A 14213-nucleotide genomic window follows, 5' to 3' on the forward strand; every position below is an offset into this window, starting at 1 on the left:
TCACAAACATCTTCTCTAAAAGAGTTTCTTTAATGTTTTTTAACTTATCTAACTTACGTTGAAGAAGTGATAGGTAGGCATTTATTACTAAAAATAGTTTAGCAATATTTGATTGCTCTTTGTATTCTGGAATAGACACTTTATATTCCATGACCCTATCTAAATCCACTACAACCCTTGCACTTAGAACTAAACAAATTTGAGTAATTTTAGAAAAATAATATGATTTAAATCAATTTAATAGGAAATGGTTATTAATTAATCCTTTCGTTTTAAAAACTAAATACATCGGACTAACTAAAACCTTTTCATCTAATTCATAGAGCCCTACAGCTCCCTTGTGTATCGCTGAAGGATCCATTGCAAATGAATTTGATTCAACTATTTGTGAATTTCTTTTATCTCCTATAATTGGATTTGAACCGTCAGAGTAGATCCTTTTTTGATTAATAAAACCATAAATTTTAGATAACGAAAAACTTTCTAATTTTAAATTTTGACCATTTAAAATGGTATATGGTTGTGTGATATCTGATAGAATTCACCGCTTTCAAGCGTCAGTGAATTCTTTAAATCTAATTGCGGGAACGTTTTCTTTTTTAGTTGTCATTGTACTCCTGTAAAAGTTTTTCAAGTTTCGTTTTAAATTCTAAAGTAACGTAAAATTCGATATGATTCATAACATCATGAATCATTGTAATTAATGATTCAACGATGAACTCCTTAAAGTCTACATTTTCTCAAAAATTTATATTATCATAAGTTCTTAACTCTAAATTCATTCTTATGAATTTATAATCATTATATAATTCACGGCTTTTAATTAAAAGTTTAGCAACCTGAATTATTAATTTTTCAAATTCAGTTTTTTCTTTTTTATATTTTGAAGCTAAATAAAACTCGTGAATCTTAGTTTTATTTCATTTTTTATTTTTATTAAAAAATTTTTCGGTTTGATTTTCTGGTTCTATTGATTTATAGTATTTATCTAATTCAATATCTACATCAAGTAATTTGCTAATTATTTGACTTTCCTCACTAACCAATCTATCATAATATTCTTCTAATTCTTCTTTATCTATTATTTCACTGTCTCATTTATCAATTCAATTACTTTTAGAAGAATTATATATTTTAATTAAAGTATCTAAAACAACAGTTTTTAAATCTTTTTTAACTCTTAATAAGTTATCTAATTTTTCAATTTTGTTTCTAAAATCAGCCGAATAATTTAAAAACTCTTGATAAAAGTGATATTTATCAAAATAAAACGTAAATTTATCTTCATTTTTTAATATTATTTTTCAAATTCTCTCCTCATAATCATTTATTCCTACAAATTTAGTTAAATTTGAATGAATCTTAGGTTTATCAAAAAAATCATATAATTCTCGAAAATAATTTTCAAAAGAATCAAACATTTTCGAAAGAGAGTATACCATATTTCCATAAGTTAATTCATCGATTATTTCTCTTGCGGTTTCTATATTTTTAAACTTAAAATATCAATCATTTACCGGTTTGAATAACTGTTCCTTTATACCATCACGAAAACATAAGTAATATTCTAGTTCATTTATTTTTTCAATTGGAATTCAATTTCGTGCCGGCACTAAATCTTTTGGTGGTTTTGTTACATTGGCATTATCTTTAAAATAATCGGAAAAATTAAGACTGTAATTATTACTAATAATTTCATTTAAAGAAACTATTTTTGAATAATTTTCTATAAAAGTTTCAGATTTTGCAATATCTAAAATCCGTTTAATATTTCCTATTTCTAAAACTTTTTTCTCATCTTTTATAGTAAATAATTTAGATGCGTCTATAAATTGTATCTTTTTGTTTTTCGAACTTGTTTTTTTAATTTGTAATAAGAAGTAATTTTCGTTTTTATTATTAAAAATACCTTCTGGTAGTTGAATGATTTTATCAATAAATCCTTGTTGAATTAATTTTTCATTATTTGTCTTTTCTGCAAATAGAGTTTTTTGCGAAATTAATGAAAACATCACCCCATTTTCTTTTAGATAAAATAAAGCGTTTAATAAATATGCATATTCCGATGTTTTGGGAAGATCATATTGATTAAATCTAATATCATTTGAAAATTCATTTTTGCTTAATTTTATATTAGAATTTGCACAATTCATTACTACATCAACTGAAAAAATTTTATTATTAATTTGAAATAATTGTTGTAATGGTTCTCTTTTCAGTCATTGATAATTGCTATTTTGATTTTCGAGCATTAATGCATTTATTTTTGTTAATTCAAAGATTTTTGCATTAGTTGTTTGAATATATAAATCTTTTTTAAAACTATCCTCAGTTTTTTTATCAAAAGATACTAATCATGCTAAATTATTAAAATTTTGATTATATATAGATATTTTTGTAGTTTTTTTATCTAATGAATCTAAAAGTAAACCACTCATTAAATCATCAATAGATTTAGGAATATATAATTGTTGTTTATTCAAACTTGAAAACTTATAAAGTAAGTTTTCAAAAACATCTTGATATTCATTTAAGGTAATGTTTAAATTCGGATTATTAATAATGTTTATCAGTATGTTAATTTTTTTATCCATTGATGTATTTGTTGTGTTTAATCAAAAAATAGCAGAATCAAAAACATATTTATAAGTTTCTTTAGAAGGATTTTCGGAGGTGTTAATAATTTCAGTGAAATCTTGAAATACTTTTTTTAGTCATTTAGAATCATATATAAATGTTTCATTATTTTTGATTTTAGAATTGATCAAATTATTGTATGGAATAAAAAACCCTAATTTTTCAAATAATTTATCTTTCATACTTTGATATTTTTCTATATTTTGAAAAATTGCTTCATTTTCATATTTTTCGTTAATTTTTATTTCAGGTAATTGATTAAGCTCTGGTTTTGCTTCTCAAAAATAATTTAACAAAAGTTTTTTTGATAAAAAATGAAAGAAAACTATTGATAAAATTATCTGCTTATATAGCAGAATTTCTCTTTTATTTAAATTTTCAACAATCGCATTTCAAAGTATGTCTTGTTTTTCTTTAATGGTATATTTTTTAGAGTCATTTTGTCTTCTAATTTTTGGCATTTTTTTCCTTTTTTATGTATCTTCTAAATTATAATTAATAAAATTAGAAATTAAATTAAACAATTAAATTTACTTACCGAATTAAATTAAAAAATGTTAAATAATTTCATTCAAATTAAATTTAGTTCTTTTTTAGTTTTATAAATGTCTTTTGCTAATATAAAAGTCGGAGGTAGCAAATGACAAAGAATTTAAAAATTATTACAGGTTTATCATTAGCAGCGATTGTTGCTGGTGCTTCTGTATATCCAATTAAGTTAGGAGTCGAAAGATATTTATCTAAATCCAATAGTCCGAATATAACCGAAACTATTCGTTTAGATATCAATTCAATTTTAGAAAAATTAAAAAAAATCACTCAAAGTAAACCTGTTTTTGATAATCTAAATTTATATGAAACAAATTCATTAAAGTTTGACAATCAAATTAAAAAGAGGCTTACTGAACTTAAAAATAATAAAACCGAAGCAGAAACTTATCGTAGTCGTATTCAAAATGTAAGTAATCTATTTGATGAAAAAATTTTTACCATTAAAAATGCATTAAGAATATGAATAGATAATGTTATTGATAAAAATGTTTATGTCGAAAAAATCAAACTCAATCAGGAATTAACTGAAGACGAACAAATGCAACTTGATGAATTCTTTAAATTAATGAGTAGAGAAATTCATTTAAAATTATATAAATATCAAGATCAAATAAATGAATATAATCAACATCTTGAAAGATTAATAAATTCTGATGGATTTAAGAATTCATTGATAGAAAATCACTATCAACACACAAAAGCACTGGGTAAATATATTAATGACTCAATCATATTATTACAGTCAGATTATAATAATTTATTAAAAGCAAATAATAAAGAGTTTGAAATATATTACAAAATTTTGATTGCTAAATTAAATGAAATTAGTGATTTTATAAATGAATCATCCATTTATTTAAAATTTTGAAGAAATCATGCTATAAACATAAATGTTAACTATGAAAATAGCAGCAACGAAAATCAAAATTTGATTACAAATAATGCTAATAGTATAGATAAACTTAAACAAGGATTACAAAGTTATCAAACGTTGGTAGCAAAACTCATCGATTCTAGCGTACTCCTGCAAAATGCTTTATCATTAAGTACTAATTCGATAGATTTTAAAGAACAAGCATATTGAAGTTTTATCAATAATTATAAAAAAATTATAGAAAACCAGATTAATCAACAAGCAGTCTTTTTTAATACCGACGTTACATTGTTAAAAGATAAAAAAATACAGAAGTTATTTCAAGAACAAAAGAAAGTAGTAAACCAAATTAAAAAAGACTTTTCAAATAGCTATAATAACACATCAAATCAAGCAGAGAAATTAAGTTATTTATATAACTATATCATCAATAGTTTTTGGATAAATCATCTCAAATGACTAAATACTGATCAAGAAATTATTCAAGCAATTAAATCAAATAATGAAGATGCAATTTTAACGAATAAAAATTTAATTACTAAAAATAATGTCGTGTTATCGATTAATAGCGATATATATCAATTAAGATATTTAATTTTAGATCTACAAAATGCCAATAAAAAATATCAAGAAATTATAAATGAAATGCAAACAACACCAACAAGTGACATAAATGAGGACAAAAGACAGGATCTTATACAAAAAATCAATTTTAATAAACAAGAAATCAATAAATATGATCAACAATTACAACTTAAACATAAAGAATTAAATAAGCAAATTGATGATTACAATAACTTATTAAAAACAGTTGATTCGAATTTTACTACAATTAATCAATTGTCTAAACTTTTGAACATCTTAAGTGCACTTCAAAATGAGTCATTAAATAACACAAAACAGCAACTGCGAAATATAACATTACTTGAATTAAACTTCAAAACAAAAGACGACCAAATTAAAGATTTAAATAATAATATTGGTAATTTAAATTTAGAAAAAGAAAAATTAAATACAAATATTCGAACTTTAGAAAATAATAAAGAAAAGCTAACTGCCAATATTAAACAAATACAAGAGCAAAATCTGAGATTTCAACAAGAAAAAGAAGCGAATTTAGAAATAATCAATGCTAAAAATCAAGAATTATTAGACCTAAAAAAACAAAATGATCAAACAAAATCCGAAATCTTAAAAACTAAAAATGAACTATTATCACTAAGACAACAAAAAGACGAATTAATTAAAGAGCAAAGACAAAAACAAACAGAGATAGAGTTTTTAAAGCAAGATGGTTTCCGCCAAAGTAGTGAAATAACACAAAAAAACGATGAAATTCGACAACTTAATAATTCAATAAATCAGTTACAACAACAAATAGATAATAAAAACACACAAGTAACCCAACTACAAAATCAAAATAATGCTTTAGATGAATCGGTTAGACAAAAAACTAGTGAAATTGAGGAATTAAATGCAACAAACACTGAAAATGAAAGGATTATTCAACTTAAAAATAAAGAACTTCAAAAACAAAACGAATCGTTAAATTCTTTAAATCTACTAAATTCCAATTTACAACAACAAAAAGATGTTTTAACCCAACAAGTAAATAATTTAAATACATATATTAAATCATTAAAACAAGAAAATGAATCAAAAGATCAAACCATTCAAGATTTACAAAATCAAAATAACGAAAAAACCACACTTATTGCAGCAAAACAAAATGAAATAACTGCTTTGAACGAACAAAAAGAAGCATTAGCAAATGAAAATGTCCAAAAACAAGAAACAATAGACACTTTAAGAAAAAACAATGAATCTATTAAAATAAATTTAACCAAAACAAACAACGAATTATATGAATTTCAAAAAAGCTTAAATTATTATAAAAATATGAATGCAATGCTATATCAACAAAAAAAGAATTTGTCCGATGCAAATAGCAATAATAATGCTGAAATTAAGAAATTAAAAAATGACAATGATAATTTAAATGCTCAATTAGAAGACTTACAAACAAGAAAAAAAGAAATAGAAAATGAATATAATGATAAAAGACGAGACGCGGAACAGTTAAACATTCAAAATGATGAATATTTAAGAGAAATTGAATATTTGAGGAAAGAAACTAGAAAAAAAGATGACCTAATTAGTAAATATAGGCTAATAAGTGATGATTTCTTTAATTTAGTTAAATTAGTAGAAAAATTAGTAAATTCTAAGATACATTGAGAAGAATATTCAGAAATGCAACGCAGATTTGTTGGTGGTTATCCGATCTATGAATCAGTTAAAAAAACAAGAGGCAAAGAAGACTATAGTAAAGAAGAATTTGTTAATGACTCTAAAATTTACATTAATAAAGCTGGCGGTTATAAACAACAATTAAATTCATAATTTAAACATTTAAAAACCCTTTAGTTACAAAGGGTTTTTAAATTATAATATTGCCTTAAAATTATTTGCCTACTGCATTGTAAACTTTTATAAAATGTAGGTAATATATATTACTTATTTGGCTGCCAATACAAAGAAAAATATTGTTGATGTGATAGATACTACTGATAAAAACAGCGGAAGATTGTATTTTGCTCTTTGTCAAGCCGGTAAGTATAATCCGCTATTTTCATAACTAACACCTTTCTTTCTTGGGTTGTCTAATTTATACTGATTTAGCTGTAATTCTTTAAAATCACGCATTTTTTTAAGAGAATGTTTATAAATTAATAATAAAACCAGGGTTAATAAAACCAATATAATTCCAACAACAAGATAAACTCAATTTGTATTTTTAGTCGCTGCTGTTGTGGTGGTTTCTGTTGCAAATTTTGTAATTAAACTATAAAATTGTGATAGCATATGTTATTTTTTAAATAAGTTATTTTTCTTTTTATATTCATATAATGCAACAGTTTCCTTCAATTTTTGAATGCTATAACTATCATCAAAAGGTTTAACATCTTTTTCATTTAATCATAAAATCACTAAGTAATATACAAAAATTTTTTGTTGAATTAAATATTCTTCTCAATAATTTTCATAGTATTTCAAAAATGTTTTTTCTTGTTGTGCGGTTAAAAACGAACCAGTAATAAAATAAGCTAAATCAAAGTGTTTATCTCCCATCGACGCGTATTCTCAATCAATAAAATAGATTTTACCTTGTTTGTCTTTGATTAAATTTGCAGCATAAATATCATTATGAAGCGGACAATTGTTTAAGCTTTTAGCTAAAATAGTGTTAATACGCTTGTAATATTGATCTAAAACATCAATTTTAAGACCTTTTTCTCTGATTTTACGACGGTATTCTTTTACCCGTGCAGCATGATTGGTTTTAGGAAATTTTAAATTTGAATTATGCAAGGTTTTAAAATTTTCAGCAATTTGCTTTAAATCTGCATCACTAAAATCTATTGGTTGTGATTCAATAAATTCTCAGGACAAACTTTTTTCGTCATTTTTTAGTAATTTTGGAACAAAATTTAATTCTTTTAACAATGCATAATCTATTTTGTGATTAAAATTATTGTATTTTTTAAATTGGATGAATTTATCTCCATCACGATATGATTCATTAGTATGTCCGACTTCAATTTTTTGCATAATTACTCCTTCGATTTACAAAAATAATTATATATTTAAAGTTAAAACCACCAATATAAAATGTATAATATCACTTATGAATCAAATCCAAACTAATAAACCAAAAAAATTAATGTCTCAAAGGGTTATTCCGGCAGGAATTTTAACCATATTTTTAGTTGTACTATGTGTTATAGTTCGTTATTCATTTTATTGGAGTTTACCACTATATAACAGTAATATTACACTATTTTGAGCGATTCGTGTTATAGCTATTTTATTAGTTACCGTTCTTGCTTTTTGGTTGTTTTATGAGTTGAATAATTCGTATTTGAGTCATAAAATTTTTGCAACTATTCAAAGTTTTTTTTCATTAGGTTTATTATTTGTAGGATTACCATTTTTTGCGCAAGTAATTACAAACACTGATACAGAACTTAAAAATAGTGTTTTTACTTACTTAATTTGAAGTGATTGACAAAGTCATCTTTTGCTGTTTGTATTAGTAGTTATATATTTCATCTTTAGAACCCTGATTGTAAAAGATATTGCAATTAAAGAACTTTTAATTAAAACATTAAGTTATTTTTTATCATTATTATTTTTAGATATCTTTCTTAAAGTATTTTTATATCTTAACACTATAGAATCCGGAATAGAATTTATTGTTTGATTTATCTTAATTGCAACTTTTTATGATATGGGTGGTTTTTTTGGTGGTTGATTGTTTGGAGGAAAGGTTTTTGCTAAAAAAATGGCACCTATTATTTCGCCGAAAAAAACTTGAGAAGGTGCTTTGGTTGGATATATTAGTTCCTTAATTATTTCATTTATTTTTATTTATTCATATTATGCTGCCGCAAAAAGTTATCAAATTAGCAGTGATATTGGTTCGTTAATTAACAATTTAGGAACTAATGGAGCTGCAATTATTGCTTTTTTAACCATTGCTCCGATTTTAGCCTTGGTAGGTGATTTATATTTTTCATTAATCAAACGACAACTAGGTGTCAAAGATTTTTCTAATATTTTAAAAGGGCACGGTGGGCTTTTAGATCGTGTTGATAGTGTTAGTTTTGTCTTTTTTGGTTGAAGTTTATTCGCATTAATTTTATAAGGAGAAGAGTAAAATGGGTTTTTATAAGGATCAATCGTTTGCAAATTTTGCAAATGAAATTAATTTAGGTTATATAGAAGCATACGAAGAAGCTTATATTACCGAGTTTAGAGAATTAAATAAGCAACACAATCACCAACGCATTATCGAAGTTAATTTACACTTACAATACGCTCCTAAAGTAAGTGATTTTTTAAAACTTTTATATGCTTTAAAAAGAAATCGTGGACTAAAATATCAAGTTGTTTTTACAGTTTATGATTATGTGATTGATGCCCCAATGTTTCGTGAATATATAATGACAATCATTACTGAAAAAGCAAAATTTAATAAATTTAAAAACTTATATCAGTTATTAATTGAAAAACCTACATTTCTATATGTAAATCACGATAGTCAAGACTGATATATCTTTTATGATGATTTTTCGTTGCAGTCTGAAATTAACGAAGCAGTTGAATTTTTAACTAAAAAAATGCACGAATTTGGATATCTTAAATTTAAAATATGAGCAAAATGACATGAAAAAGAAGTTATAGACAACAGTCCAGAAGTTGACCTATCAGAAGTTTATAACAAGCTCAAAGCTGAACAAACTAAAGTGATTATTACGCAAAATTCAAATTCTAAATACCGTAAAGCTAATCGAAAAGAGTATTTTAAAACTACTATCTCAGAGATTGCCAATTTTGATACAAATCGCGAAAATCACCCGATTAGTTTTGAAGGATTAATTTATAAAACCGATGTTATAGAACGTACGAATTTAAAAATTTATAAATACAATATTACTGATTTAACTGACGCTATTTCTGCCACTCAATTTGTTAGTGTTAATGATTTTGATTATATTAAACCTTTTAATGTTGATGACTATGTAAAAATTAATGGTATGGTTACTTTTTCGCAAGTAGGTAGCGAGCTAAAAAAAAGTGTGAAAATCGATGTTATTACTAAAATTGAATCTCCATTTACCAGTCGCACCGATGAAGCAGTAATCAAACGAGTTGAATTAAACACAAAATCTAAAATGAATGCAATGGATAGTGTTTTTGATGTTAGTAATATTGTCAAAATTGCTAAACAATTTGGTCACAAAGCTGTGGCAGTAATGGATTCTAATAGTGTGCAATCGTTTCCTAAATTTGTTGCAGAAGCAAAAAAAGCTGGTATTAAACCTATTTATGGGGCGAGTTTTGATATGATTGATTCAAATAACCAAATTATTTTAACTCAATCATTTAATAAAGAAGCAGATTTATTGGCTGCTGAATATGTGGTATTTGATATTGAAACTACATCATTATCACCAAAATTAGGTGAAATTATTGAGTTTGGTGCAACAATTATTAAAAATACCAAACAAGTCAAGAGCGAACAATTTTTTATCAAAAGCAAACAACCACTTTCACAATTCACAAAAAATCTTACTAACATAACTCAAGAAATGATAGATCAAGAAGGTCTACAATTAAATGTTGCTTTAGATAAAATTTATGAAATTTTAAATAATAAAGTGGCTGTTGCACATAATGCAAATTTTGATATGCATTTTATTTTTCAAAAGTTTATTGATGCAAAAAGACCCTTACCAAATACTATATTTTTAGATTCATTGATGGTCTCTAGGATACTGTTTAGTGAAAAAAACAAACACTCTTTAGGAGATTTCTGTAAATATTTTGATATTAATTATGATTCTCAAGTAGCTCACCGAGCAGATTATGATGCTGAAATTTTATCTCGGGCATTTGTACAAGCTTTATATAAATTTAAAGAAAATAATGTGATTACGTTTGATGATTTATACAACTATCTCCCTGATGCCAAAAACTTTTATCGTCGCATTCGCGCGATCAACAGTCAATATAGTATTATTGTAAAAAACCAAGATGGATTACGTGATTTATTTAAATTAATTTCGCTAACTTTAACTCAAAGATTTTGAGGTCAACCAAAACTTTTTTACACCGATATTAAAAAAAATAAAAATCTTTTAATTGGTTCTGGTGGTTTAAAGGGAGAATTGATTTATGCACTACTTTATTCATCAGATATTAAAATTAATGAAATTATTGATCGTTGTGATTATATTGAAATTCCACATATTGACGCACTTAAGCATTACTATCAAAAATCTGAATACAGCAAAGCCGAGATAGAAAGTTTATTAAATGAACTAATTCAATTAGCCATCTCAAAAAATAAAATAATAGTTGCAATCAGCGATAGTCGTTATGAAAATCAAGGTGATCAAATTTATTATAAAAACTTAGTGTATACTAAGGGTTTAGGTGGAAGTCGTCATTTCTTATTGCGCACTAAAAACAGCGAAAAAGAACAAGATAGTACTTTTGAAGATGAAACTAAAAGAGATAAAGTCAAAAAAATTGATATGACTGTGGTCCCGGATTTATACTTTTTAACAACCAAAGAAATGTTGGATGGATTTGCATTTTTAAACAATCCGCAGTTAGCTTATGATATTGTGATAAAAAATACCAATTTAATTGCTGATATGATTGATGAGGATATTGTTGTTATCAAAGATAAATTATATCCACCAGTCTTTGATAATTCAAAAACTAAATTAAAAAATTTAGTTTATCAAACTGCAAAGGAAAAATACGGTGAAAATTTACCAGAAATTATTCAGCAACGTATCAAAAGCGAATTAAACCCAATTTTGGAGTATAATTTTGACGTAATTTACTGAATTTCACATATTTTAGTAAAAAAATCTTTGGATAATGGTTACTTAGTAGGAAGTCGTGGTAGTGTTGGTTCATCCTTGGTTGCTACCTTAGCCGGAATTACTGAAGTTAATCCATTACCACCACATTATATTTGTGATAATTGTAAATATTTTGAATTAGTTGCTAATCCACCAACTACATCAGGGTTTGATTTAGATGACAAACACTGTCCAAAGTGTAATTTTTTAATGGATAAAGACGGCAACTCAATTCCTTTTGAGACATTTTTAGGTTTTAAAGCAGATAAAGTTCCGGATATAGACTTAAATTTTTCGGGAGACTACCAAAAAAATATTCACGATGAAATTAAATTAATTTTTGGCGAGGATAAAACTTTCCGCGCTGGTACGATATCTACAATAAAAGGAAAGACTGGGTTTGGATATATTAAAAAAGTTTGTGAAGAATTCGGTTTTAATTATTCTAATGATTTTATTGATTTTTTATCAAGCAAATTAGAAGATGTCAAACGCACCACGGGTCAGCATCCGGGCGGGATTATTATTATTCCTAACCAATTTATTGTTGAGGATTTTACTCCAATTAATTATCCAGCTGATGATGTAAGTTTGGATTGAAAAACTACACACTTTGACTATCGTGCAATTCACGATAATATTATTAAATTCGATATTTTAGGACATGTTGATCCGACCGCAATCCGGATGTTAGAAAATCTAACCGGAATCAATGTTAAAACTGATATACCAAAAAAAGATCCAAAGGTTATGTCGTTATTTTCAACGACAGAAGCAATGAGCATTACTCCAGCACATTTAGGTGGAGAAAGTACGGGTGCTTTAGGTCTACCAGAATTCGGCACTGCTTTTGTGCGTAAAATGTTACATGATGCACAACCACGAAGTTTTGCGGATTTAATTTCTTTATCAGGTCTTTCGCATGGTACGGATGTTTGAAAAGGAAACGCGCAAGATTTAATTAAAAAAGAAGGTATGAAGTTAAATGAAGTAATATCATGTCGTGATGATATTATGAACTTTTTAATTCAAATCGGTGTAGAACCTCTCTATGCCTTTAATATAATGGAAAAAGTTCGTAAAGGAAAAGGTTTAACTTCTGATGAAGAAACACATTTAAAAGCTTGCAATGTTCCAGAGTGAGCCATCCATAGTATGAAGTTGATTAAATATATGTTTCCGAAAGCTCATGCTACAGCGTATGTTTTGATGGCTTGACGTGTTGCTTGATTTAAGTTGTATAAACCTTTGGAATATTATGCAACCTATTTTTCAACCCGTGTTGAGGAATTTGAATTAGAAACGTTAATTAATGATACTGAAATTACTAAAATTAATCGTAGAATCACAGAATTAAACGCTTTAAAAGATCCAAAAGTAAATGAAAAAGAGTTATTAACTACGCTAGAAATAGCCCGTGAGTGCTATGCACGTGGTTTTAAAATCGCAAATATTAATTTAAAGACTTCAAAAGCTAAAGAATGAGTTATTGATTATCAAAATAAGTGTTTAATTCCTCCGTTTACATCGATTAAAAACCTAGGTCTTTCGGCAGCAGAAAAAATTATTATCGCTCGTGATGAAAGAGATTTCTTATCTAAAGAGGATTTTAAAATCAGAAGCGGAATTAATCAAACCCTTTTTAAAAAAATTGAAGAATTTGGGATTTTAGATCACCTTTCAGAGAATGATCAAATGAAACTTTTTTAAATTGCAAACCGGTACTACTTTAATAAACAAAAAAAGATGATTTTAAAAATATCATCTTTTTTTGTCTTTTGTTTGCTATTTGGCTTAACTTTTTAGGATTACTATCGTATATACAAAAATAAAGAAATATTCTAGGAACCTACGGGATTAAATTTGAGAATTAATAAATACTTTCTGTATTTCTAAAATAAATAGTTGTTGAATTAAAATAAATTCTATTATTTGTGTATTTTATATTTTTGTTAAACCGTATTTAAGTTTGAAAATAATAATTGTAGATTTGGTATTCCCAAAATACAAGATGAGAATAATGAATTTATTGACCGATTTAACCTTTACTTCAATTATTCAAAAACAAATGCAATAAGTTTTTATTCAAAGATTAAAACGAAGCAATTAATGATGAATGAGTAATTTATCAAGACATTATTTTAATGATACGAAATTCTAAAAATGTATAGCAAATTTTAGTGTATATAAAAACTTTTTACGCTTAATTATAGCAAAAAAACGTTTAATATAGTTTCTTAACTGAGAAAGTATAAAAAAGATAGATCAGTATTTTTAAGTAAAAAATTCTAACGAAACTCTTGTTTTGACTAAAATTATTGCCAATTAAATGATTCCTTCTATCCAATTGATGGAAAAGGGTTTTTAAAACTTAACAAATTTTATAAATACAAAAAATTACACTATTTTTAATTTTTATAATGTAGCTTTTGAGTTTACATTTAAAGACTCACAAGAGTGGAAAAAATAGTAAGAATAACCCATAATTTTAAAAAAATCTTCATTTTTCCTTTGAAAAAAAAAAAAAAAAAAAAAAACTAAAATTAGAGTACAAAAATAAATTTTAATAAATTGTTGTGAATTTAATTAATTAAGTTTTTAAATATAGAATTTAAAGATTTAATTAACTTATTTTTAATAATTTATGGAGGAATAATGAACATTAAAAAGAAAATCAAATATATGCTTTCCACAGCAGGTAGTTTTGG

General features: G+C 25.5%; 7 protein-coding genes. 3 read left to right on the forward strand and 4 right to left on the reverse strand.

All coding sequences use genetic code 4. The features are described from left to right. Window positions 1–610: restriction endonuclease subunit S (locus BCF59_RS03180; protein ID WP_134111170.1), on the reverse strand; the 610-nt coding region annotated here is incomplete at its 3' end. After that, complete coding sequence (locus BCF59_RS03185; RefSeq protein WP_134111172.1) at window positions 600–3098, reverse strand: N-6 DNA methylase; 2499 nt, start codon at window positions 3096–3098, stop codon at window positions 600–602. The genes BCF59_RS03180 and BCF59_RS03185, both read right to left, overlap by 11 nt. A gap of 179 nt (window positions 3099–3277) precedes the next feature. On the opposite strand from BCF59_RS03185, the gene BCF59_RS03190 reads away from it, so the two are divergent. Next, a complete protein-coding gene (locus BCF59_RS03190) occupies window positions 3278–6466 on the forward strand; it encodes a coiled-coil domain-containing protein (RefSeq protein ID WP_134111174.1) in 3189 nt (1062 codons plus the stop codon). A 114-nt stretch (window positions 6467–6580) separates the two neighbouring features. Here the strand turns inward: BCF59_RS03190 and BCF59_RS03195 are convergent, their stop codons facing one another. Both BCF59_RS03195 and BCF59_RS03200 read right to left on the reverse strand, forming a co-directional pair. Next, complete coding sequence (locus tag BCF59_RS03195; protein WP_134111176.1) at window positions 6581–6928, reverse strand: hypothetical protein; 348 nt, start codon at window positions 6926–6928, stop codon at window positions 6581–6583. Window positions 6929–6931: 3 nt separating this feature from the next. After that, window positions 6932–7675 (reverse strand): phosphotransferase, encoded by a 744-nt coding sequence (locus tag BCF59_RS03200; RefSeq protein ID WP_134111178.1) that lies wholly within the window; start codon window positions 7673–7675, stop codon window positions 6932–6934. 76 nt (window positions 7676–7751) lie between these two features. Here BCF59_RS03200 and BCF59_RS03205 point away from each other — a divergent pair, with 76 nt between their 5' ends. Further along, window positions 7752–8771, forward strand: coding sequence for a phosphatidate cytidylyltransferase (locus tag BCF59_RS03205; RefSeq protein WP_166666801.1), 1020 nt, complete (start codon window positions 7752–7754; stop codon window positions 8769–8771). Window positions 8772–8784: 13 nt separating this feature from the next. Then, window positions 8785–13215: a PolC-type DNA polymerase III gene (locus BCF59_RS03210; protein ID WP_134111182.1), complete on the forward strand. Its 4431-nt coding sequence runs from the start codon at window positions 8785–8787 to the stop codon at window positions 13213–13215. Window positions 13216–14213 lie beyond the last annotated feature (998 nt).

Source organism: Mycoplasmopsis mustelae (assembly GCF_004365095.1).
GTDB lineage: Bacteria > Bacillota_I > Bacilli_A > Mycoplasmatales > Metamycoplasmataceae > Mycoplasmopsis > Mycoplasmopsis mustelae.